Origin of the sequence: Pararhodospirillum oryzae (genome assembly GCF_007992075.1) — a bacterium.
GTDB classification, from domain to species: domain Bacteria; phylum Pseudomonadota; class Alphaproteobacteria; order Rhodospirillales; family Rhodospirillaceae; genus Pararhodospirillum; species Pararhodospirillum oryzae.
Window position 1 is genome coordinate 1 of the sequence record NZ_BJZO01000064.1, and the last position, 23,866, is coordinate 23,866.

Sequence of the window (23,866 nt, forward strand, 5' to 3'; positions counted from 1 at the left end):
TAGATTTCGTTGTTCCAAATTTTTTGGATAAAAAATAATGGGATGGATTTTTCTCACATATAAAATCCATCCCATTCGATGCTTATCCCCTGTCGCTGCAGGGGAACACGGTGCGCCCTCCTGCTGGCGCCTCGCCCCTTGTGGCGAGGGGGTCAGACCCGCCGGAAAATGTAGTTGGCGTGCGGGTTCCCGGGATAAGACGCCTCGACCTGGGCCGGGTCGTAGGCAAACCCCAAATCGGTGAAACGGTCGATCAAGGCCGCATGAGGCGGCAAGGTCGGATCCAGTTCAATCAGGACCGAAGACACGCTTTCGTCGGTCAGGGTTTTTTGCATGCCGTCGACAACCTGATGCTCGAAGCCATCCACATCGATTTTGATTCGGGTCGGGAAGGGAATCTCGGCATTGGCCAGCAAGGTATCCACCTGCACCGCCATGATGCCCTGGCGCAGCGGCATGTCCTTGGGAGTCAAGGCGGCGTCAACCGCGTAATTAAGTTCGTGCGAAGAATTGCCCGCCAGCAATCCATTGACAAACAAGGTTCCGATTCCGTCGTAATCTCCAGCTGCCGCACAAAAAGCGGTAACTTTTTCCTGAAGGCCATTGCAAAAAACATTTGTTTGAAGAATTGCAAAGTTACGGGATTCCGGCTCGACCGCGACAACCTTGCATCCTTGAATCCCGGCAGCCCAAATGGTGTAGCTGCCGATATTGGCGCCGATATCGAGAAGAACATCCCGAGGCCCCATCTCCCCCAGCCAGGCCACCGTTTCCGGCTCCTTGCTGAACATCGTGTGGGCACGGTAATGGGTTAGCCAGTTGGGTGCAAAAAAACGAACTGCCCGATTGTTATACTGGATCTGAACAAAAATTTCCTTGCGCCCATCGAATTCGCCGGTCAAATCCGTGATCATGGTTTTTCTCTTTTCGAGAAATTTATGGGTTCATGGGTGGGTATTTGCTGTGCTTTCAGGAGGTGGCATCCCACGTCCCAAGACGGCATGTGTCATGCCAAATCTGGATACGGGATGAATGAGTTTCATTCAAGGGATGTGTAGACGCCGGTTGCTTCCTTGGGATTGATCGTCGAGTTGCGGTAACGCTCCACGAATTCATCCCGCAATTCCTTGAATTTTCGTTCGCCTTCCGCCGTGTTGCTCTCGGCAAGCCGGATTTCCGGCCAGCGTTCCTTTTCCATTTTGACATAGAAACTGAAGACCCGGCACAGTCCCAGCAACTCCTCGGGGGACAGGGTCGGCATGTGCAAAAGGCTGCCTCTGGTTACGTTGGAAGCACAGATGGTTGCGGGATCAAGGTAGCCGCGTGCCACGGCGACCTCTCGCAAGTGGGTGCCGTGGAACGGCGTGAAAATAAAGGCGCCCGATGCTTCGATGTCGCGGGGAAGGCGGCGATTGAATTCGATCGTGTCGAAAACAAGATCACGGGTTTCGTCGGGAAACCCAATAATCGAATTCGCAACGCATACGAAGCTGCGTCCGGAACAGGCCTGGAAGGCCTCCAGCATGCGCTCGCTGCTGACGGTCCTGAGCAGCATTTTGTTTCGGTAGGCGTCGTTGCCGTGTTCGATCCCGATGTTGACCCGCAGGCAGTTCATTTTTTCAAGCTGTTCCGCGCGCCACGGGGTCATGGTTTCCGCGCGGGTGTTCATCCAGAACGGAATTTTAAAATCCTGGTACATCTCCGAGAACTCGGCAAGTTCCCGGTCGCTCATGGCAAGGAAGGTATCAACAACGAAATATATCAATTCAGGGGAATACATATCGACAACCCGGGAAAGCTCTTGCGCAATCCGGGCGATGGACTTCTTTCTGTAAAAAGCACCTACTTTTTGGTTCCTGTACAACTCATTGTTGGCAGGTGAGTTGCAATATGTGCACTTGTAGGGGCATCCGCGCTGGGTTTCGACGCCAATGGTTTTGTAAACGTGCCCTTGCATGGGGCGATACAGGCTTTTTTCTTCGAAAAGGCTCCAGTCCGGTAAGGGCAGGTCGTCCAGGGTCAGGGTGGATCCCAAGGGATTGCGGTGCACCGTCCCGTCGATCTTGGCCCAGACGTTGGGCAACGCGGTGGTGTCCTTGCCATCCGCCAGGGCGGTGCACAAGGAAAGCAAGGCCAGTTCGCCTTCGCCCCGGCAGAGATAATCAACGTTGGGGTGTGCGATGACGATTTCCGGGGCGTAGGTGGGAAACACCCCCCCCACGATCGTCCGTATCCGGCGGGGCAGGTTCTGGAGCATGATATCCGCAATGCACCAGGTGCTCTCCACGACGGAAATTGCCAGAAGATCGGGTTGGAATTCCTCGATTTTCTGGGCAAAATCATAAAGCATGTCGCCCGGTTGGGGGGTTATCCCTTTTTCATCCCAATTAAAGGGTCGAACGATGGATAAATAAACTTTCTCGTTATTTGTATCGCTGGTCAGGTCTGACGTATAAAATGTTGTGTCAAAAATATCCACAACAAACCCATTCTGCCTGAGAACAGCGGAAAGGTAGGCAATCCCCTGGGGCGCCAGAGCGCTCATTTGTATGTTTGGATATAGAAAAAGAACGCGAAATGATTTCGCGTTTGGAGACTGTCGGTCTGGAAGAAGAGGATTTTCCTTCATTTCCACCTCCAAAAAGGTCTTTCCTTAAGGCACAGGAAATTTAATCTATAAAAAATTCGAGGGTAGGACGAGAAGGATACCGTTTGAAAGGAAGGGCGTCAAACTGTACGTGTGATTGGTAGAGCTTCGAGGATTTGCCAGAGTGAAAAGGCTCGTGCCTTTTCTTTACAATTTTCGTTTGGTTTCGAGGAGGATGGGCGGGGGAGAGCCCTCGCGCGGCCCTTGTTTTCCTTCCTTCGCATTGTTTGAGGGAAACCGCGAGGTGTCCCATCGGGCCTACCCAAAAAGCGGTTCCCACTTTTCGGGGCTCACTCTAGGATGGACGCCAGCATCGCGTTGCGCCATGTAAAAAAGCGAAGGGCAGGAAAAGGCCTCTTTAAGAGTGATCCCTTAGGGTCGATCCGCTGCATTTTTTTCGCTTGGCGCCTGGGGCGTCGGGCTTGCAAAAGAGGCTCCCAATGACCGTTGCGCAGCCCGCCTATCAAAAAGCCGAGGCGATTGAAAGCCTCGGCCTGGATGCCGGAGCCCTGGACCGGGCCAAGGAGCGCCTGGGCACCTTTCTTGCGTCGTGCGCGGGCCCGGACGGGAACACGGGCGGGATCGATCCCCTGGCCGCCCGAGCGGCCCGCGATGTGCTGGAGCCGGGCCCTCTCGCGCTTTTTCGGCTGAAACCTCACGTTCTCGCGGAAATGGAGCGGGTGGATACCAGGGATCTGGGGCGTTTCCTGGCCTATCGCTACCGGTTCGATGTTTATCCCGAGCATTACCTGCTCGATGCCTATCCGCCATCGGTGGAAATCGAGCTGACCTCGATGTGCAATTTCCGCTGCGTGTTCTGCTTTCAAAGCCATCGCCCCTTTACCCGTAAAAGCAACGGCCACATGGGGCACATGCCGCTGGAGCGGTTTCGCCGTCTGATCGACGAACTGGCGGGCAAGGTCGAGGCGATCACCTTTGCCTCGCGGGGCGAGCCGCTGCTGTGCCCCGACATCACGCCGATGCTGGCCGCCGTGGCCGGGCGTTTCCTGGCCTTGAAGATCAACACCAATGCCTCGATGCTGACCGAGGACAAGTGCCACGCCTTGCTGTCGGCCGGGGTTTCCACCCTGGTCTTTTCCGCCGATGCCGCCGAGGAACCCCTGTACGGCCGCTTGCGGCGCAACGGCAAGCTGGACCAGGTCGTGCGCAACATTCGTCAGTTCAACCAGATCCGGGCCGCCCATTACCCGGGCGCGCGTACCTTGACCCGGGTATCCGGTGTCCACATGCTGGAAACGGAACAAGACATCGAGATGATGCAGGCCTTCTGGTCCGACATGGTCGATCAGGTAACCTTTGTTCGCTATTACGCCAAGGAAAACGTCTACGACGAGCCGCTTTCCTCGGTGAGCGCGCCGTGTTCCGATCTATGGCGGCGGATGATGATCTGGTGGGACGGAACCGTGAACCCCTGCGAGGTGGATTTCATGTCGGCCCTGGCCCTGGGCTCGGTCGATGACGCCTCGATCTCCGACCTCTGGCGAGGTCCCGCCTATCAGGCCCTGCGCGAGCACCACCAAAATGGCCAGCGCGCCCGCGTCCATCCGTGCAACCGGTGCAGCCTCGTTTAGTAGAGACCCCATGCAGATCGCCATTACGACCAGCAGCTTTGACGTTGATCACAACCCGGTTCTGGCGCGTTTGCGCGCGGCCGGTTTCGGAATCGTGACCAATCCCACCAAGCGGCGACTTTCCGAACAGGAAGTCGGAGAGCTTTTGGCCAATCCGGGGGTGGTCGGCATGATTGCCGGCGTCGAGCCCTTGACACAAGCCGTGCTGCGGCAGGCCACGGGCCTCAAGGTGTTGTCGCGGTGTGGCACCGGACTTGACAACGTAGACCTGGGCACGGCGGCCACGCGGGGGATCTTGGTGCGCAATACCCCCGATGCTCCGGCGGCGGCCGTGGCGGAACTGGCCATGGCGCTGATGCTGGCGGTCTTGCGACGTGTCGCCGAGGCTGACCGGGCCATGCGCGCTGGAACCTGGAAAAGCCTGCAAGGCGGGCTGTTGGGGGCGCGTACGGTGGGGGTGATCGGGTTGGGCCGCATCGGGCGGCGGGTGGCCGGGTTGTGCCAGGCCTTTGGCGCGCGGGTGGTGGCGCATGACCCGATGATGGCCGGGGGGGCCGTGCCGACGGTTCCCCTGGTTTCCCTGGAAACCTTGTTGCGTCAGTCAGACGTCGTGACGCTGCACTGCGCCGCGAGCGAAGGGGGGCCTGTTCTGGATGCGGCGCGCCTGGCCTTGCTGCCGGCCGGTGCGGTGGTGGTCAACACCGCCCGGGGGGCGTTGGTCGATGAAAACGCCTTGCACGCGGCCTTGGAGGGCGGGCACCTGGCCGGTGCCGGGCTCGATGTCTTTGCCGACGAGCCGTATCATGGCCCCCTGATGAACCTGCAAAACGTGGTCTTGACTGCTCACATGGGCTCGGCCGCCCTGGAAACCCGTCGGCAGATGGAACTGGAAGCCGCCGCCAACCTGGAACGTGCCCTTAAAGAGGCGGGCCTGATCCCGAACGCGTCATGAAACGATCCGATACCGTCATTGTTTTTGGGGGATCCGGCTTCCTTGGCAGCCATGTCGCCGATGCCTTGTCGGACACGGGCTTCGATGTCCGGATCTTCGATCTCGTTCCCTCGCCCTACCTGCGTTCCGACCAAACGATGATCGTTGGATCGATCCTGGACGCCGCCCTGGTGCGCGAAGCCACGGCGGGCTGCAAGGTTGTTTATAATTTTGCCGCTCTGGCCGACATCGACGACGCGGCCGATAAACCGGCCACGACGTTGACCACCAATGTGGTGGGGATGATCAACACGTTGGAAGCGGCTCGGGAGTTTTGCGCGAGGCGCTTCGTATTCGCGAGCAGCGTTTATGTTTTTTCCGTGCAAGGGGGGCTTTATCGGGCCAGCAAGCAAGCCGCTGAACTGTTCATCGAAGCCTACCAGGCCCGTTTCGGCTTGCCGTTCACGATTTTGCGCTATGGCTCGCTGTATGGGCGGCGCGCGAACCAGAACAATACCATCCATCGCATGGTTCGCGAGGCACTGACGACGGGAACCATTACGTATTACGGCTCCGATCAGGCGCAGCGGGAATACATTCATGTGAGCGACGCGGCCCGCATGAGCGTGAAAATCCTGAGCCCGGAATTTGAAAACCGTCATGTGGTTCTGACCGGCCAGGAACACATGCTCATTCGCGATGTCATGCAGATGATTGCAACGATCTCCGGCCGGGAGGTAGGCCTTTCCGTCTTGCCCACGGCCAGCGATTCCCACTACGTGCATACGCCGTATAGTTTTCGTCCTCAGGTCGGACACAAGCTGGTCAGCAATGATTTCGTGGACATGGGGCAAGGTCTTCTGGATTGCATGGCCGAGATCCACGAAACGTTACCGCCTGCCGACACGGAATTGCCGGAGCCGATATGAATAACTCCGACGCTCCCCGGTTCGCGGACAGGCTCCCATCTTTTTTGGATGCGATAATTTTTGATTTCGACGGGGTTCTGGCTGAGTCCGTCGACGTCAAGACCCGAGCCTTCGCGGCCTTGTATCAAGAAGCGGGTCCGGACGTGGTCGGCCAGGTGATAGCCCATCACGAGGCCCATGGGGGCGTTTCGCGCTTTGACAAGATCCGGCATTATCACGCGGCTTTTCTGGGCACGCCCCTGACCGACGACGAGGTGACACGCTGGGCGGACCGGTTTGGGGGGTTGGTGGAAGATGCCGTTGCGCAGGCGCCCGAGGTTCCGGGCGCCGGGGCGCTGCTGGCCTTCTTGAAGGATCGTCTCCCTTTGTTCATCGTTTCGGGGACCCCTGAAATTGAGTTGCTGCGTATTTTGCAACGCCGGAACATGACATCCTTTTTCGCTGAAATGCGTGGGTCGCCGGCGAAAAAAGCCGCGCTGACAGCCGATATCCTGGTGCGTCACCAGTTGGAAGCGGGCCGGGTTCTGTTCATTGGCGATGCGACCACGGATTTCGAAGCCGCCTGTCAGGCCGGCTGCCTGTTCCTGGGCCGGGTGCCGGCGGGGGCTTCGTCGCCATTTCCTGCCGGCGTCGCCGTCGTTCCCGACCTGGTGGCGCTTCCCGGAGTGCTGAAGCCATGCCTGAAACCGTGAACCACCTTGTGATTCACGCCTTTCCCGACGCCCAGGCCGCCGCCTGGGCCCTGGCCGAAGCCCTGGAATCTTCCGTTCGGCGGGTTCTGGCAACCGAACCCCGGGCTTGGCTGGTTTTGCCCGGCGGCTCGACGCCACGCGGGCTATTCGCCTGTCTGTTTGCCCGGCCTCTGCCTTGGGCCGATATCATCGTGACCGTTACCGATGAGCGCCAGGTGCCTTCGGACGATCCGGCGAGCAACCTGGGCCAGATCGCTCGCTCGCGTCGGGGCCTTGCCGCGGCGGCGGCGGCCTTGCATCCCTTGGAACCCCTGGCGGCTGATCCCTCGGAACTACCCGGACGCTTTGCCGCCGTGGTCTTGGGATTGGGCGAGGATGGCCATGTAGCTTCGCTGTTTCCCGGTCAGCCCTGGGAAACGCCCGACGGGGGTGGCCTGGTGCGAGCCCGGGCCCCGGTGGAACCGCGCACGCGTCTTTCCTTGTCCTTGTCCCGGTTGCAGGCCACCGGGGCCCTGTTTTTGCTAGCCGGGGGAGCGGCCAAGCGGGCGTTGCTGGAGGCGCCGCCAGCGGACACGCCTCTTGCGGCCTTGAACGCCGGAGCAGGGCCCGGTCTTGATGTGTATTGGTTCCCTTAACAAGGGGCAGAAATAATAAGACCTGAAAGGTAAGTGCCGTCTTTCATTTTTTGTGCGGCGCTTTATGCAGTACGCTTGGTTTAGCCTCCGTCGGATGAAGGCTCTCGGGGCTGAACCGACGTCTCCGAAGAGGAATTTCAATGGCGCCCGCCAGGGGCTACTCTCCCTTGCGCAGGTTCCGCGACAACGGCCCCGAACAGGTAGGCACCATGACCACTCCCATGCCCGAAGCGATTGTCGAAGTGTACGGTCCGGCCCCGCATGTCGAAACGGACTGGCTGGTTCTGACCGGCATTCCGGCCGATCGAACGGGAACCGGCCGTTTCGTGAGCCACATCGTACGCGACCTCACGACCAAGGGGCGCCAGGACGTCCGGATTTTGTGCGCGCCCCTGGGCCACCGCATTCCGGATGCCGACCTCGAACGCGCGGTTCGGGCACCCAACTTCCTTCTTTTGCATCCGCAGTTTTTCGGTCGCCGGGAAGCCATTGAAATCATGGAACGGCGTGCCGCCGCCGGCCGCCGGTCGCACTATTACGTGCTTGATTCCAGCTTTTTTTGCGCGACCAGCTACAATCATCTGCAAAACGAAGTCCAGCCGTGCCTGCGCTGCCTGGGGGGACGGATGGAAGTCGGCCAGGCCACCGGCTGCCGCCCCATGCCGGTTGAAGACGGCTTTGGCTATGAATTCATCCAGCGGCTTCACGCCCTGGGCCGCGACGGTCACGTGACCTTTTTCGTTCAGAACTACAACCACGGTCGCCTCGCGCGCATGCAGTTCGGGCCCAGGGCCGACATTCAGGAAGTCGGTTTGTGGTGTGGCGACTGGGATGACGTGTTTGACGATTTTGAACACGGCCGGCTTTCCGAGGAACAGCAAACCGTTGATGTTGTCTATCACGGTCATCCTTCCTACGCGAAGGGGATCATGTGGATCATCGGTCTGGCCACCCGCCTGCCCCAGGTCTCTTTCTTTCTGCCGATCTCGCGCGAAGTCTTTCAAGGCGAGATTCCTCCCAACATCATGATGCTGTCCTTGAGTTGGGAAAGTGGTCTTGCCCAGCTGATGCGTCGGGCCAAGCTGGTAGCGGTTCCCTCGTTATGGTCGGCGTCGATCGAAGGCGCCTTGGCCAAAAGCATCGTCTCGGCCCATGCGGTCGCGACCGTTCATGCGTCCACGGCGTTTTCGTCAGAACTGCCTGAGGGGTTGATTGCCCGCCTGTCCCCCGATCTCAATCAGGCGGCTTCCCAGGTTCAAAAACTGGTTGCCGAAAGCTGGCGGCCCGATCCGGCCTTGAAGTCCCGGTTTATCTCTGCCTTTGCCGGTTTCCACCGCCAGGTGGTGGACCGGATCCTGCCCCCGGTTTCGGCGCCCGTGATGGCGCAGCCAGCGCGGCCAATCCCCCAGGATCCCCCCCTTGTCATCGGCGACCCGTCCGCCATGCTGCGCGAGGTAGGCTTGCTGCGTCCCTTCTTCCCCCGCCGGCTGCCGGGGCATGTTTTGACGGAAGGGCGGCCCCTGCGCTTTGCTGATTTGCACAGCTTCTATTTTCAGTTCCAGCAAATTTTTAACGAAAAACTGTATGCGTTCGATCCGGCCGAGCCGGCGCCTTATATCCTGGATTGTGGTGCCCACATTGGGCTGGCCAGCCTGTTCTTCGCCAACCAGTACCCCGGGTGCGAGATCGAGGCCTTTGAGGCGGATCCGGCCCTGGCTGTCCTGGCCGCCGAGAATCTGAAAAACTTTGGGGTCAATCAAGCCCGTGTTTACGCGGCGGCCGTGTGGAGCCACGACCAGGGTGTGGTGTTCAGCGGGGCCGGCGACGACGCCGGTCATGTGAGTGCCGATGGCCAAGGGGGGCGGCGCCTGCCCTCGGTGCGGTTGCGCGACTGGCTGGAACGCGGGCGCCGGGTGGGGCTGCTCAAGATGGATGTCGAAGGGGCTGAATACACCCTGATCCCTGATTGCGGCGAGGCCCTGCGCGCCGTCGATCGCATGATCATCGAGGTGCACCACCTTGAGGACAGCCAGGGTCGGGTAGGCGATATCCTGGGAGTCCTGAGCGCCCAGGGCTTCGAGTACATGCTGGTCGACCTGCATCAGGCAACCTGGGAAAAGGGGCGCAAGCCGCCCTTTGGGGTGCTTCAGACCGACAAGGATCTGGTCACGGTCCTGGCGTGGCGGAAAAATAAAAATAACGCCTAAAGATGATAGAAATGTTTTGTATAAACAAAAATGCAGGGTATGACATGGTGAGTAAAGAAAAAAATATTCATTACCATAGCGAGGAAATCTCCAAATATTTTGGGCGGTCCCGCCGGAAGTGGGATGATTATTATCCTTCCGAGCGTTGGATTTTTGATTGCCTCGCCCGGGAACGGGAAACGTTCGGTCATGTCCTTGATGTCGGTTGCGCGGCTGGTGGACTGGGGGCGATGCTGGGCGGGCGCTTCACTTTGTCTTCCTACACCGGGATCGATATCAATCCCCAGGCCATCGCAACCGGACGAGAGGCGGGTGACCTGCCGCCCGAGACCCGCTTGCTGGTGGGCGACGTGGTCGAGGACGCAAGCCTTGCTTCCCAGGGCTTTGACATGGTGGTCAACCTGAGCTGCGCGGACTGGAACCTGGACACGGCGGGGATCCTGGCCGCGAGCTGGGCCCGGGTGGCTCCGGGCGGGGTGATGGTTGTTTCCTTGCGCCTGACACCGGGGGCTTCCGTAACCTCGCTCGCACAAAGCTTCCAGTATATTCACTACGGAGACGACCCCGTGCCGGAAGGGTGCGAGAAGGCGGCTTATGTGGTGCTGAACCTCAACACGGCTTTATCCATGCTGTCCACACTGCCCGAGACGCGCCGTCTTGTGGCGTATGGGTATTGGGGCAAGCCTTCCGCGACGGCCCGCACGCCGGTGGAGCGGGTGTTGTTCGGTGTGCTTGCCGTGGAGCGCGACCGCGCGCCCCGCCCTGCCGATGACCCGGTTCAGCTTGATTTATCTTTCCCCCGGGATGCGTGGCTGCCATGACCCAGCCTTTCTGCCCGCCTCCCTTTCGTCCGGCTTTGCACGACGAGCGCTTGCAGCGTCCCGATTGGACCCGACCGGCCGGGCGGGACGGTCGCCTTCGGCTCGACAAGAATGAGAACACGGATCTCGCCTTGCGGGTCCTGATCGGGAACCTTCTGGCCGCTCTTCCGCCCGAGGCCGCCTTGGATTATCCCGACGCCGCGCCGGTCTACGCGAAGCTGGCGGCCCACCTGGGTCTCTCTCCCAGTGCCTTGCTGTTCACCGCCGGATCGGACGGAGCCATCCGGACCGCGTACGAGGCCTTTTTGGAGCCAGGAGACACGGTGCTGATGACCGCGCCCAGCTTCGCCATGTACCCCGTGTACGCGAGGATGTTCGGCGCCCGGATTGTTGCCGTTGACTACCAGCCGGGACCGCTCCTGGGGATGGAGAAGCTGCTTGCGGCCGTGGCTGAACACCATCCGCGCCTGGTCTGCCTGCCGAACCCGGACAGCCCGACCGGATCGGTTCTGTCCCTCGACGCTCTGGACGTTCTGGCCCAGGCCGTGGGACGGGAAGGGGGGGCCTTGCTGGTTGATGAGGCCTACCATCCCTTTTGCAAGATCACAGCTCTTCCCCTGATCGACCGCCATCCGCACCTGATGGTGGCGCGGACCTTCGCCAAGGCCTGGGGCTTGGCGGGGGCACGCATCGGCTGCCTGGTGGCCACCCCCACGACCACGGCCTTATTGCACAAGCTGCGCCCGATGTACGAAGTCAATGCCGTGGGGCTTGCGCTGCTGGACCGCCTGCTTGACCACGCCGACACGGTCATGGCCGCGGTGGACCGGATTCTTGACGGCAAGGCGTGGTTTCTGGACCAGATGGCGGGCCGGGGCTTTCCGGTCTTGAGGGGCGAGGGCAATTTCCTGCATGTGGCCTTTGGCGACCAGGCACCCCGGGTGCATGCGGCGTTGGCGGACAAGGTATTGTATCGTCCCGATTTCAGCGAACCGTGCCTTGCCGGGTTCAGCCGGTTCACGGCGGCTCCTCAATCCGTTCTGGAACCCGTGGCATCCCTTGTTTTCGATAGTCTGGCGAGGAACCGATGATCGCAGCGCTTTTATTGGGTCGTAAGGGTAGCCAGGGGTTCCCGGGCAAGAATCTGGCCCCGCTCTTGGGGCGCCCCTTGTCCTGGTACCCCATGCGCGCGGCGCTGGATGCGCCCGAGGTCGGGGGGGTCTACCTGTCCACCGACGATGAGCAGCTCAAGACCCTGGCCCGGGCCAACGGCGTGGAAGTGATCGATCGCCCGCCCCACCTGGCGACCAACGCCGCCCTGGCCGAGGATGCCTATGTGCACGGGCGCGACGAGATCGTGCGCCGCACGGGCCAGCCGCTGGAACTGTTGGTGTGTCTGTTTTGCAACGCACCGACCGTAAACCCGGCCCAGATCAGTGAGGCCATCGCGGCCTTGCGCCAGAACCCGGACCTGGATTCCGCGATCACGGTTTCGCGCTATAACATGTGGAGCCCTCTGCGGGCCCGGCGCATTGGATCCGATGGTCTGGTGCACCCCTTCGTCGATTTCGAGGCGCTTGGGGACCCGACGACCTTTTCATGCGATCGGGACAGCCAGGGGGATGCCTGGTTCGCCGATGTTGCCTTGACGGTCATTCGTCCGGGCAACCTGGATCATTTGGAAGAGGGGGTTTCGCCCCAACGCTGGATGGGCAAGAACATCCATCCTATTTATAATGAAGCAGGGTTGGACATTGATTATCCCTGGCAAATGGGCCAATTGGAATGGTGGTTGAAGGCTCATGGCTGGAAAGAGGCCTGATCCATTTCAGGGCGCACTCCTATAAGGAATAATCATGGAATGCGTTCTGAATTTTTTATTATTTTTATGCCCTGTCCAGCATAGAGCAAATCATTTATGGTGAGAAAACTCTAGCAAGAATGGTTGTGAAGCGATGTTTTATGAAAAAACATTGGGATGTTATTTTGTTTTTCTTGAAAAGAATATCCCGATTAATGATTTTTTAGTAGATGGAATTCATATATGGCCTTTTATCCGCTATGAGTTAATGACAAAAATGCATAATGTTATCCTGGGGCGCGCGTCTCAAGACGCCATCCAGGCAATTGAAGAGGAGGGAGGAGCATTACTGGAAGAGTGCTATCACCCTAAAACATGTATTGAAACACCACCGTCTTCTTTCCAGGCCTGGGAGGGAACCCGGAGGCCTGTGATCATTTATACCCGGTTCGATGAACACAACCGCGAGTCCGCACAAGGATTCCGGGCGCCTCTTCTGGACGGCTGGTTTGATGCCGCAGCGGAACAAGGTTCAGTCCTGAAAATGGAGATGGCGCTTAGCGAGGGCATGCAAATGGTTCCTCGCGCTCGGGCAACGCTTTTTATTGAAAGTAATAATAATAAAAACGTAGAGATGGCCTTGAAGAGCCGTGAATTATCAGAATTTCTTAATGTTGCTGAAGATTTGCTGAATAATATTTGTGTCTTAACGGAAAAAAAATTCAATATTTCCATTGAAAATGACCTTGATGGCATTGCTTATGACATTGCTTCTCTTCTTGTTCAACGCAAGATGATGGAAAAAGTCATCGAGCCGTTGAGGCCTCGGTTAGTTATTTTAACGTGTTACTATTATGTTTCCGGCTTTGCCTTGCTGTGGGCCTGTGCCCGGTTGGGGATTCCTGTCGCCGAAGCGCAGCATTGCGTGGTGGGAGACTACCAGCCTCCTTACACCCACTGGGTGGCCTTGCCTCCAGAAGGATATGCTTTGTTGCCCCGCTGGTTTTTTGTGTGGGGGGAAAGTTCGGCGCGGCAGATTGCCGGCTGGTGGCCTGACAACGGGCATCCGCATCGGATCCAGATCGGAGGGCGCTCCGATTTCATGGAACAGGCCCGGGACGACGAAGAGACCGGCTTGGCCGAAAGGCTTGCTTTCTGGGCCCGTCCTTATCGTCACCGTATCTTGGTGACGTTCGGAATCAAGCCCATGGATGATGTCGTCTGGGAAGCCATGGTGAAAGCGCCCCGCGATTGGCTCTGGCTGCTGCGCTGCCACCCGTGGGGGCGCAAGAAAAAAATGCGATTGCTTCACGAGGCGGATCTGATCGAATGGGCTGCTGGCGTAGGTTTACCGAATATTGAAGTAGAGATGGCTAACGAGTCATCATTGGCAACAGTTCTTTCGGTGTGCGACCACCACGTAACGCAGATTTCGACATGCGCTATCGAAGCCTTGAGCATGGGTATCCCGACGGCATTTGTTGTGCCGACGGCGAAAAATTTATTTTCTTCACTACTAACTGAAGAAAAGGCTCGATTGACCCTGACCTCCGATGAGCTTATCGCCGCGATTTCGGCCGGCTGGACGGGACTGAAGCGTGACGAACAGGCAGAAATGGAAACGGATTCCGCTTTGCCTCGTCGCGTCCTGGCTTCGTTTTAGAGCGAATTCCGATCAGAACAGATCAGTAAATGCGTTCTGATCTCTTGATGTATCGCGCTTTCGAACTTCCGGAACAGTGTCCATCCCGGTCGAAAATGCTCCGGTGCGCCATGCAGCCCATCAGATCCGGGGGCGGTGTGTTATTCCTTTGTTTTTACGTTCGACTTTTTCCAAAAGCGGTTCCCTGTCCTGGGGCGGCGGGGCCATGAAGTTTCCTTTCAGGCGCCGGACAACAACAAGGAGAGCGATCGGTGTCGCATGATCGAAAGATTTCCGTGATCGGCCTGGGATACGTGGGCCTTCCCGTGGCCGTGGCATTCGGGATTGCGGGCCAGCGGGTGATCGGGTTTGACATCAATCCCGCACGCATCAATACCTTGATCGCAGGACACGATCACACCGGCGAAGTGGAAGACCAGGATCTGGCCCGGGCGGGCCTGACCTTGACCACGGATCCCGCCTTGTTGCGGGAGGCGGATTTCCACATCATCACCGTGCCCACGCCAATCGACCGGGCCCGTCGGCCCGATCTGGGGCCTTTGCGCGCGGCTTCGCGCACGGTGGGTGCTATCCTGAAAAAGGGCGACATCGTCGTTTATGAATCGACCGTTTATCCTGGGGCAACCGAGGAGGACTGCGTCCCTCTTCTGGAAGAGGGGAGCGGTCTGGTCTGCGGGCGGGATTTCACGGTCGGCTACAGCCCGGAACGGATCAATCCCGGCGACCGGGAACACCGCTTCACGACCATCCGCAAGGTGGTTTCCGGTTCGGACGCCGCCACGCTCGAAGTCGTCGCGGCGGTTTACGGCAGCGTGGTGACGGCCGGCATTCACCGGGCGCCCTCGATCCAGGCCGCCGAGGCCGCGAAGGTGGTGGAAAACACGCAACGGGATTTAAACATCGCGCTGATGAACGAGCTGTCCCTGATCTTCGGGCGCCTGGGGGTCGATACCCGCGACGTGTTGGAGGCGGCGGGAACGAAGTGGAACTTCCTGCCCTTCACCCCCGGCCTGGTGGGAGGGCACTGCATCGGGGTTGATCCGTATTACCTGACCTACTGCGCCGAGCAGGCGGGCTATCGCCCCGAGGTCATTCTGGCCGGGCGGCGCATCAACGACACCATGGGAGCTCATGTCGCGCGTGAGGTGCTGCGCTTGCTACTGCGTCGTCCCCGGCAGGGCGGTGGGTTGCACGTCGTCATCCTGGGCCTGACCTTCAAGGAAAACGTGCCCGATATCCGTAACACGCGGGTGGTTGATATCGCCGAGGAACTGCACTCCTTTGGCGTCACGGTCGAGATCGTCGATCCGCTGGCCGACCCGGCCGAGGTGAAAGCGGAATACGCCATGACCCTGGCCTCGCCCGACGCCCTGCGGCCCGCGCATGGGGTGATCCTGGCGGTTGCCCACGATACCTACCGCACCGGGGGATGGGAGCTGGTGGCCCGTCTGTTGGAGGGGGGGCAAGGGGTCGTGGCCGACGTCAAGGGCGTGCTGGATCGCGCCGCGTGTCCGGCCGGGATTGATCTATGGCGGCTGTGAGGGCGCGGTGGGGAGAGCATCGACGGGCGCCTCCTCTCCCGGGCCATCGGGATGCCATCAGTACAAAAGACACTGATCGACGCAAAAACGCTCCGCGTGCCCGGTCCGCAGGCGGTAGCGAAAGCGGGTGTAGGCCGGACTGTTCCAGATTTCCTCGACACTTTGTTCAAAGATATTACCGAAATACGTTTCGCGATTGTGGTCGTAACAGCACGCGACCACGGACCCATCCAGGTGAATCGTAAAAACGTTCCAACCGTTCTGACAGGTCTTCATGGCTTCCAGACGGTCGGCCTGATTTTCGTGGTGCTGGCGCCGGAATCCTGGAATATCCGAGTATTCAAGGCCTTCGGTTTTGCGCAGGTAGGGAGCCTTGAAGGTGGCGCGCAGGCCAATATCGGCGCAGAACTGCGCGAACTGAGCCGCTTCGTGCTGGTTGTGCTTGAACAGAATGTACTGAGGCATGATGGCGACGGGAGTGCCATGAGCCAGGTTGTATTTTTGTAACATCATGAGGCCGCTCAGGGCGCGATCGACCTTCCCACCCGCTCGATAGCGTTCGTAAACATCCTGGCTCATCCCATCAATTGAGACGATGACATCCGTCACGCCAGACGTAATCAGCTTTTCCGCTTTTTCATCGTTCAATGTAACGGCGTTGGTGCTGATATTGGTCTGGCTATACTGGGAAGCGTGACGGATTATATCGTAAATTTCGATATTGAGGAGTGGTTCCCCCCAAAGGTGCAGGTAAAAATACCTGCAGTATGGGCGAATTTTCTCGGCAACGATTTGATAGCGTTCAAACGTCAACCGTCCATGCTTGCGCATCACCATGCCACCGCCGATGGCGCACGCCGGGCAGTGCAAATTGCAGCCCAGAACGGTTTCAATGGTGAAGACCGGGGGAATCGCCTCCAGGGGCGGGTTCAGCGCAGGCGGTGACCCGGCGTCGGAGGAGGCGGGCGAAGAGGAAAGGGATTGGTCCGTCACCGCGGGGGATCCTTGCGTTCGGTTGCCGGTCTCCTCGTATACGTGAGGAGCGGAAAGAGGGATTGCAAACAGGGCTTACGACATCAGCGCCAAAGAGGGCAGAGTGGCGGGATCTATTGGCAGCCCTAGATGGCGCCTAATCAGGGCATCCATCCAGAGGACGCGACACCCCATGGCATGATCGCGGCGGGTCCGTTCCCGGGCGGCGGCCCCCATGGCGCGGCAGCGTCCGGGATCGGCCAGCAGCCGGCGCAGGGCTTCAAGCATCGAGGCTTCGTCGTGATAGACCTCCACTTCCGTGCCCGGCGTGAACCAGTGCGCGAGGTTGGTGGCCGCGAAGGTCAGCAGACAGCAGCCGGTACCCGCCGCCTCGAAAATGCGCATGTTGCCCGTTTCCCCGGCCCGGACATCCACAGCCTTGCCGGTGGCCGGATCCAGAAGCCCGATTTCCCCCTGTCCGTCGAAAACAATGCGTCCCGAGCGCAGCACCCGGTGCATCTCCATCCCGAACGCCGGCGGACGCAGGTAGGGATGAATCACGGGGGGCGTGTCGCGCAGGTCGCCTGACAGGTGCAAGGCCAGGGAAAAACCGTCTTGGTGCGCCGCCTCGGCAATGGCCGTGATCAGGCGGTTGCGCGCGGTGTGCTGAAAAGTGCCCCAGTTACCGGTGAACACCACATCCACGCTGGGCTCCAGGGGGGCGACCGTGTCGGCGATCCAGTCGGGCATGCCGGGCGCGAACGCATCCACTGCTTGCGCCCCCACCTGCGAGGCCAGGGTGCGCACGCCCCCGATGCACGAAAGCAGCACATCCATGTCGCGCCAATCGGCATCGCTAGGGATATGGGCGGCCCGCCAGCCCAGCACCAGGCGCGGCCGATGCTTCAGGTGAGGCAGCAAAAGCGCCGGGCTCCAGGTCACGGGGTCGGAAAGATACAAAACATCGGGGTTGAACAGATTGATCTGGTGGATCAGGCACAAGGGGAGCGCCGACGGTCCCAGGCGATCGAAATCAATCCCGTGTTCAGCCGCCCAGGCGCGTTGCGCCGGTTCGGCGTTGGCGACAACCAGCCGGCCGTCGTAGCCGGCCTCGGCCATGGCCGGAGCAATCATGTGGACGCCGCTGAAGGCATCTTCGAACAGGGCCTGGTACTGGGCGGCCGCTGGTGCCCTGTCAAGGCCCGGACGCGCCGCGTAAAACGCGTTGAGATACGCCCCGTAGAACCCATGCACCTGCATGAAACGCAGACGCTGGTCGCGTCGGGTCAGGGCGTCGGCCACCGGGTTGGGGGGCGCCGCCGGCCGCGCGGGAGACGAGGGCACGGATCTGGGGGAAGCCGGCGGGCTCACGCTAACGGCGCCCTGCCCCCGGCGAGGATGGACCGCGAATTCGAAGTCGTCTTGCCAGACCATCATTGTGTTGACGGCCTCGGCCCGCAGGTGAATCAGGGCCGAAAAGGCCTTTTCCCGCAGGGTCTGCGGATTGACGTGCATGTCAAGAAGAAGGGGGATGTCCAGGCCGGGCAATTCCCAATCCTCGTATTCAACGAAGGTCAGGACCCCCGCCTGCACCGAAACCTTCCAGCGGTGATTGGATGTGAGCGCGCTGGCCAGGAAAGCGTCCTTGCCCGGGGATGGCGTTTCGATGTAGCCCCGCTTGCCGATGCGCATCAGCTCACGGCAGGCCGCCGCCGGGTCGTCGCTGTGCTCCAGGACATGGGAGCAGTACACGAAATCGAACTGCTTGTCGGCGAAGCCGGTGTTTTCCACCCGCACCTCGAACACCGGCTTGCCCGCCACGTGGCGGAAGGGGACTCCTGCCCGTCCGATCGTGCCATCCGTCAAGGAAATGTCGGCAAGGTGGGTGGCCAGCGGAAACGGGTTATGCCCGCTGCCAATGTCCAGAACCTGATCCCCTTCCTTGATTCCCAGATCGAACAGACGGCGCACATAAAGGTTCCATCGGCTGCGGTTGGGCAGCATCTGCAACAGGTCATGGGCGTGGGCCAGGATGGGAAGGGCCTGTGCAGGATTCTGGGTCAGCAGCAGGTCAATCACATCAAAGACGGTTTCGGATTGATCCGTCCTCGCGAATTCCTTGAGCTGTTCAAGGGTCTGTTCAAGGGGCCCAAAGCGATAGGCCGGGCGCTTTCTGCGGCTTTGTGCGGTCATATCCATGGAAGGGTTCCCGTCGCGTTCCCGGCAGGGGGGGGAAGAATCCCCCCTGGATGACGCAGCGCACGGTTCCCAAGAGAGGGGATCGGAGCGGGGAGGCGTTCCAGGGGGGCATGCCAACCTTGTGTCGTGGCGTTATCGCCAATTTCGTCGGACGATCAGCCGATGCAATCCAGGGCCTCGTCGCTGACCAGCAGCCGTTCAAGCAAGGCATCGGCAAAAAACTTAACACCCCAGTTGGGAATACCAAAGGAGACATAGGGGGCCTCCATCGGATCGGCGCCAGGCAGGCCCCCTTGCAGGTTCACGTTCGGGGCGCTGGTCGGGAACTGGGTCCGCTTCAAATCCGAGATCAGCAGGTCGGCGGCTTCGGTCAGGAGGGGATCGTGAACCAGGGGCATCAGGCGCCGCAGGAAAAAGGCGATCTGGGCGTTGCCGGTGACGCAGCTCCACGCATCGTTGCTGCTCCAGTCGGGGGCATAGGTCGCGCGCAGGCCCAGGAAGGGCCAGGGGGTGGCGCCGGGTTTGCGGCTTTGCAGATAACCGGCCACGTTGCCGCGCGCCGAGACATGCAAAAGAGCCAGCAGGCCCTCGCGGTCGGGCACGGCAACGCCCATCCGCTCGCAGCAGCGCAAGGATTCCAGCAGGCCAACCTGAGTGTAGCCGATCAAGTGGGTCCAGGGACGTTGTGGATCGGTCAGGCTGGTATTCGCGAACCAGCCGTTGGGCTGGATCTGGGCCCTGGTCCAGGCCAGGCCGGCCAGGCCCGCCTTCAGGCAGGCGTCATCGCCGGTCAGGCGCGCGACTTCCAGCAGGGCCCAGGCCACCCGGACCTTGTAGGAGCGAGCCCCGGCGTAGGTGTAGTTTTCCCAACGCCCATCCGCTTCCTGCAAACGGATGATCCAGCGCGCGGCGCGCAGCGCGGCGTCCCGATAGGCGGCCTCGCCGGTGCGCCGGGCCAGGGCCACCCATCCCAGCAGGACCTGACCGGTGTTGAATACCCGGGGCCGGCGGATGTAGTGCCCCAGGGCCTCGCCCGTGCCCCCGGTGGGAGACTGGATGCGAATTTCCCAGTCCGCCATCCGCCGGGCGGCGGGAAGGGCGCGTTCGTCTCCGGACAGCCGTTCCCAGGCAAGAAGGGAAGGAATGATGTAGCCCGTGGTTTCGGGGTACGAAACGTCCCAGCGCTCCTGATCCATCATGTACTGGGCCGACGATCCGCCATCGGTCCGGGCCGCCTGTGAACGCAAGAGCCAGCTCATGGCGCTCTCAAGATGCGCCCGGTCGGGCTCCACTGTATTGCGGGGGGCGGGCCACGCCAGACGCAAGGCCGGACGCTGCTGCTGCATCAATGCCTGACGGGCCCCTTGCTGGCGTTGGGCGGTCTGGCGCAGGGCCTGCAGCAGGTTGATCGCTTCGACATCGCCGGGACGGACGGCCAGATAATCCTCCCACGCCCGGACCGCCTCTTCCGGGCGGTTGGCGGTCAGGGTAATGGTCGAGGCCATTTCGACCACGCTTCGGTCTCCGGGGGTCAGGTCAAGCAGGCGCAGCACCCGTTGCCAGGCCTCTTCGCTGTACAGGCGGTTCTGAGCCTGGTCTTCGGCCAGGGCCCGCTTGAGGGTATCCGCTTCCAGATCCAGGCCCTGGGGTGCCTTGACGGCTTCCAGGTAGAACATCTGCTCTGGCCGATTATCGAGGGCGGCCGCTTCCGGAAAACGGCTCTCCTGAAACCCCCGCTGTTCCACCAGGGTAAAGCCTGCTTCCTGGAAGAGGGCCTTCAGCGCGGGAAAATCATACACATACCGGCAGTGCTTGGAGCCGACCGCGAAGCCATAAAAAAAACCGTTCAGCTTGTCGGCGAATGTCGCGCCCGGAAAACGGTCCATGCCATTGGGCAGTTTCTGGAAGAAAAATCCGGCATCTTGTTCCAGATATTTCCTGGCCAGGACCGCCAGATCCTGAACCCCGAAGCGGGCCACGCCGCCCGGCTTCAAGACGCGGTGCACATCGCGGACGATTTCGACCGCGCGGTCCCGGCTGAAATAGTTGATGGCCGACATGCACACGACCAAAAGGGCGCTGTTGTCGGGAAAGGGGAGAAGATCCCGATCCAGGTCAAGGGCCAGATCGGCGTTTCCCTGGTCGATATTGACGAACCCTTGCGGCCGCTGACTTCCGCTGCACAGGTTGATCCGAAGCTCGGTGGGAAGAGGGAAGGGCAACGGGGAGGGCGTGGACACGGCGATCTCCTAAGCGGACCGGAAGGGAGAAGGAACACCACAAGACGGGGCCCCCCAACGCAAGGTCATTGGTACCAAAATTGCCGTCAAGTTTGAAAGGGAGGACGCGAGTTCGTGGCGTAGCATCCGCCTGTCCTTCCTGGCACGCGCGTCAGGCCAACCGGATGGTAAAAAAGCGATGGGTCAGGAGATGCGGGCTGCGGCCAGCAAGGCGCTAATCCGCTCGTGAAGACGCTGCAAATGCTCCCGCTGGGCCGCCGTCAGATCCTCGGGCCGCGCCTGGGCCAAGGTCCGGTCAAAGCCACGCAAGGCGCGGGTGATGGCCCGTGTCGCCGGAGCGGCGGGGGGCGGACCCTCGGCTTCCGGTCCCTCGGCGCGGGCCGCGTCGCGGATGGCCCGCAAATGGCGGAGGGTCGCGCCGGCCTTGGCCTTGTCCCAAAGCACCTGTCGCAGGGCGTCATCCGGGGTTTCGGCAAGGAGGTAGAGAACCGAAACGCTGATGTCGCCGCCCCGGGCGTCGTAGTCCTCGCGCAGGCTGGCCGGCAGGCGGGAAAGCCCGATCAGGCGGGTAATCTCGCTGCGGTGACGCCCGCAGATCACGGCAAGGTCTTCGTGGGAATAGTCGTTGTCCTGGGCCAGGGCGCCAATGGCGGCGGCCAGCTCGAACGGCGACAGGTCGACCCGTTGCAGGTTCTCGACCAGGGCAATTTCGCGGGCATCGCCATCGGTCAGAATGGCCTCGATGTGGCTACGCCCCAGGCGTTCGTGGGCGCGCAGGCGGCGTTCTCCGGCGACCAGTTCCCAGACATCCCGCTCGCCGGGGACATCGCGGATCAAGATCGGCTCTTGCAGCCCCACCCGGGCGATGGACGCGGCCAGGGCGTCGATGTCCTCGTCCCGGAACACCGTGCGCGGCTGATGGGGATTGGGGCGGACCCGGGCCACCTCCACCTCGATCAGACGCCGCCGGTCCAGGGAAAAGGCGCGGTCGGCCCCGCTTTCCCGGCGCGCGGCGTCAAGGGCGGCGAAGGCGTGGTTGGGCAGCTTACGCGACATCGCGATCAGTCCCGTCGGGAAGGGCGTCGTGGGCGGGAGCCAGGACGGTGCGCGCCAGATCCACGTAGGCCTGAACCCCCAGGGCGCCGGGCAGGACCGCCAGGGTCGGCCGCCCCGCCTTGGCCGCCTTGGAATGGTCGGTGGTGCGGGCGATCGGGGGGAAAATGGCGGTCAGGCCGGCGTAGTTGTCTTGCATGTACTGCAAGACCTCCCGGTCGGTCGAATTGCGGCGGTCGAACAAGGTGGGCAGCAGGCCCAGGATCGCAAGATGCGGGTTCAGGCGCCGGCGCACGGTTTCAATCACGTTCAGCAGCGCCGTGACGCCCATCAAGGCATAGGCCTCGGTCTGGACGGCCACCAGCACATGGGTCGCGGCGGCCAGGGCGTTGGTGGTCAGGATTCCGATCGACGGCTGGCAGTCTATCAGGATGTAGTCGTAGCGATCGGTCACTTCGGCCAGCTTTTCGCGCAAGACCAGATCGCTTCCCGGAGCCCGGTACAGCTCCATGTCGGCGCGGGCCAGCCCCAGGCTGGAGGGCAGGACATGCAAGGGGACATCGTCGCAACACGGCTGGATGACCTCGGCCACGGGGCGGTCATTGAGCAGGACCTCGGCCAGGGTACGGCGGTCGCGTTCCACCTGATGGGGCAAAAGGCCAACGCCACTGGTCAGGTTGGCCTGGGGGTCGTTATCGACCAGCAAGACGGGCGCCCCGTCGCGGGCGAGCGCGTATCCAAGATTGATGGCGGATGTGGTTTTGCCGACGCCACCCTTTTGATTGGCGATGGCGATAATCATGGTGCGACGTCGCACATGTCCCTCCAGGGGCTGACGGACGGTCCTGGCCCGGATCGAACCGAGCGCGAACCCGGTCCCGTGACCGGCCGTTTTCAGCATAAGCAGGCTTGGGGCCCAGCGCAATCTCGTCCCCCGGGGCCGTGTGCGACGTCGCACATGGCCTGTTGATCCGGGTCGCGCCTCGCGCGCGAAGGCCCCTGGCCGGGTTCTTTCACGCATGTTGTCTTCTCGGAACCGGGGTGTATGGTTCCCTCCGGTTCGTTTCTCGTGGCCGGCTTGGATCGGAGACATTGCCCCATGCCAGAAAACCCCACCCTCCACCCCTGGATGTTGCTGCAAGGGCAGGGCGATCCGCTGGTTTATCCGCCGGACTACGCGCCGGTGCACCTGCTGGACGTGGCCCTTCATCCCCCCAGGACGGTGCTCGACGTCGGGTGCTTCACCGGGGCCATGGGGCAGGCAGTCAAGAAGCGTCACCCCGACTGCCGGGTGGTGGGGATCGAGCCGCGCGACAGTGCCGCCGCCATTGCCCGAACCCGGCTCGATGGCGTGTTCAACGGCCTGTTCGAGGCGTTCGACTTCGCTGCCGCCGGTCTTGACCAGGGGCGTCTGGACACCGTGATTCTGGCCGACGTGCTGGAGCACATGCCCAATCCCTGGGGGGCGCTGCAAACCTTGCGCAGCCATCTTGCTCCCACGGGGCAGATGCTGGTCAGCCTGCCCAACATCCGCAACCTGTATATCCTGGCCAACCTGGCGGATGGGGGACAGTTCGCCTACGAGCCCTCGGGCATTCTGGATATCACCCACCTGCGCTTTTTCACCCGCCGCACCATGATCGCCATGTTTGCTCAAACCGGGTTCGTGGTGCAGCGCCTGCATGTGATGCCCGATGGGCGCTGTTCGTCCTTGCTGAACGATCCGACGATCAAGGAAACCGGCCGGGTGCGGGTGGGACGCCTGCAACTCGACGGCCTGTCGCCCGAGGATGTGCTGGAACTGGCCGCGCTTCAGTTTTTCTTCGCCGTGACTCCCGCCTAGCAGGCCGTCCGTTTCACGTTGAAGCGGACAGACTCTGGCTCCCTTTGTTCGAGTTTGCTGCTTCGGGAACCGCGGTGCCCCCTTTTCCCTGACGCACGCT

Annotated in this window: 19 protein-coding genes; 12 read left to right on the forward strand and 7 right to left on the reverse strand. The window is 61.1% G+C overall.

Features of this window, described 5'->3' with window-relative positions; translation table 11 throughout:
• Positions 1 to 152 precede the first annotated feature (152 nt).
• Together ROR02_RS11550 and ROR02_RS11555 are read right to left on the reverse strand one after the other, a co-directional pair.
• Positions 153 to 914, reverse strand: a complete 762-nt coding sequence (locus tag ROR02_RS11550; RefSeq protein ID WP_147164182.1) for an FkbM family methyltransferase — start codon at positions 912 to 914, stop codon at positions 153 to 155.
• Between the two features lie 125 nt (positions 915 to 1,039).
• Positions 1,040 to 2,629, reverse strand: a complete 1,590-nt coding sequence (locus tag ROR02_RS11555) for a B12-binding domain-containing radical SAM protein (protein ID WP_246135521.1) — start codon at positions 2,627 to 2,629, stop codon at positions 1,040 to 1,042.
• A 458-nt stretch (positions 2,630 to 3,087) separates the two neighbouring features.
• On the opposite strand from ROR02_RS11555, the gene ROR02_RS11560 reads away from it, so the two are divergent.
• The 11 genes from ROR02_RS11560 to ROR02_RS11610 all read left to right on the forward strand — a co-directional run bounded on the left by ROR02_RS11560 (position 3,088) and on the right by ROR02_RS11610 (position 15,459).
• The gene (locus tag ROR02_RS11560; RefSeq protein ID WP_147164184.1) at positions 3,088 to 4,239 is read left to right on the forward strand and encodes a radical SAM/SPASM domain-containing protein; all 1,152 of its coding nucleotides are present in this window, start codon (positions 3,088 to 3,090) and stop codon (positions 4,237 to 4,239) included.
• Between the two features lie 10 nt (positions 4,240 to 4,249).
• The gene (locus ROR02_RS11565; RefSeq protein ID WP_147164185.1) at positions 4,250 to 5,191 is read left to right on the forward strand and encodes an NAD(P)-dependent oxidoreductase; all 942 of its coding nucleotides are present in this window, start codon (positions 4,250 to 4,252) and stop codon (positions 5,189 to 5,191) included.
• Complete coding sequence (locus ROR02_RS11570) at positions 5,188 to 6,099, forward strand: NAD-dependent epimerase/dehydratase family protein (RefSeq protein WP_147164186.1); 912 nt, start codon at positions 5,188 to 5,190, stop codon at positions 6,097 to 6,099. Before ROR02_RS11565 ends, ROR02_RS11570 begins: the two co-directional genes overlap by 4 nt.
• Positions 6,036 to 6,791: an HAD family hydrolase gene (locus ROR02_RS11575; protein ID WP_147164187.1), complete on the forward strand. Its 756-nt coding sequence runs from the start codon at positions 6,036 to 6,038 to the stop codon at positions 6,789 to 6,791. The genes ROR02_RS11570 and ROR02_RS11575 overlap by 64 nt, the downstream gene beginning before the upstream one ends.
• Positions 6,776 to 7,426, forward strand: coding sequence for a 6-phosphogluconolactonase (locus tag ROR02_RS11580; RefSeq protein WP_147164188.1), 651 nt, complete (start codon positions 6,776 to 6,778; stop codon positions 7,424 to 7,426). Before ROR02_RS11575 ends, ROR02_RS11580 begins: the two co-directional genes overlap by 16 nt.
• A gap of 209 nt (positions 7,427 to 7,635) precedes the next feature.
• Positions 7,636 to 9,633, forward strand: coding sequence for an FkbM family methyltransferase (locus tag ROR02_RS11585; protein ID WP_170245085.1), 1,998 nt, complete (start codon positions 7,636 to 7,638; stop codon positions 9,631 to 9,633).
• Positions 9,634 to 9,677: 44 nt separating this feature from the next.
• Positions 9,678 to 10,454: a class I SAM-dependent methyltransferase gene (locus tag ROR02_RS11590; RefSeq protein ID WP_246135522.1), complete on the forward strand. Its 777-nt coding sequence runs from the start codon at positions 9,678 to 9,680 to the stop codon at positions 10,452 to 10,454.
• Positions 10,451 to 11,545 (forward strand): pyridoxal phosphate-dependent aminotransferase, encoded by a 1,095-nt coding sequence (locus ROR02_RS11595; RefSeq protein WP_147164191.1) that lies wholly within the window; start codon positions 10,451 to 10,453, stop codon positions 11,543 to 11,545. The genes ROR02_RS11590 and ROR02_RS11595 overlap by 4 nt, the downstream gene beginning before the upstream one ends.
• Entirely contained in the window at positions 11,542 to 12,276 is a 735-nt protein-coding gene (locus ROR02_RS11600; RefSeq protein WP_147164192.1) for an acylneuraminate cytidylyltransferase family protein, read from the forward strand. Before ROR02_RS11595 ends, ROR02_RS11600 begins: the two co-directional genes overlap by 4 nt.
• Positions 12,277 to 12,409: 133 nt before the next feature.
• Positions 12,410 to 13,918, forward strand: coding sequence for a hypothetical protein (locus ROR02_RS11605; RefSeq protein ID WP_147164193.1), 1,509 nt, complete (start codon positions 12,410 to 12,412; stop codon positions 13,916 to 13,918).
• Between the two features lie 251 nt (positions 13,919 to 14,169).
• Positions 14,170 to 15,459, forward strand: coding sequence for a nucleotide sugar dehydrogenase (locus ROR02_RS11610; RefSeq protein WP_147164194.1), 1,290 nt, complete (start codon positions 14,170 to 14,172; stop codon positions 15,457 to 15,459).
• A gap of 57 nt (positions 15,460 to 15,516) precedes the next feature.
• Here ROR02_RS11610 and ROR02_RS11615 read toward each other — a convergent pair whose 3' ends face one another.
• From ROR02_RS11615 to ROR02_RS11635, 5 genes are all read right to left on the reverse strand, one after another.
• Positions 15,517 to 16,452, reverse strand: a complete 936-nt coding sequence (locus ROR02_RS11615) for a radical SAM/SPASM domain-containing protein (protein ID WP_147164195.1) — start codon at positions 16,450 to 16,452, stop codon at positions 15,517 to 15,519.
• Between the two features lie 75 nt (positions 16,453 to 16,527).
• Positions 16,528 to 18,630, reverse strand: a complete 2,103-nt coding sequence (locus tag ROR02_RS11620) for a glycosyltransferase family protein (protein ID WP_147164196.1) — start codon at positions 18,628 to 18,630, stop codon at positions 16,528 to 16,530.
• A gap of 155 nt (positions 18,631 to 18,785) precedes the next feature.
• On the reverse strand, positions 18,786 to 20,870 hold the full coding sequence (locus ROR02_RS11625; protein WP_147164197.1) for a methyltransferase domain-containing protein: 2,085 nt from the start codon (positions 20,868 to 20,870) through the stop codon (positions 18,786 to 18,788).
• Between the two features lie 183 nt (positions 20,871 to 21,053).
• The gene (locus ROR02_RS11630; protein WP_147164198.1) at positions 21,054 to 21,926 is read right to left on the reverse strand and encodes a ParB/RepB/Spo0J family partition protein; all 873 of its coding nucleotides are present in this window, start codon (positions 21,924 to 21,926) and stop codon (positions 21,054 to 21,056) included.
• Entirely contained in the window at positions 21,916 to 22,740 is an 825-nt protein-coding gene (locus ROR02_RS11635) for a ParA family protein (protein ID WP_170245086.1), read from the reverse strand. Before ROR02_RS11635 ends, ROR02_RS11630 begins: the two co-directional genes overlap by 11 nt.
• Positions 22,741 to 23,022: 282 nt before the next feature.
• Here ROR02_RS11635 and ROR02_RS11640 point away from each other — a divergent pair, with 282 nt between their 5' ends.
• Positions 23,023 to 23,766 carry a class I SAM-dependent methyltransferase gene (locus ROR02_RS11640; protein WP_170245087.1) on the forward strand — a complete coding sequence of 248 codons (744 nt, stop codon included), beginning with the start codon at positions 23,023 to 23,025 and terminating at the stop codon, positions 23,764 to 23,766.
• The last annotated feature ends 100 nt before the right edge of the window (positions 23,767 to 23,866 follow it).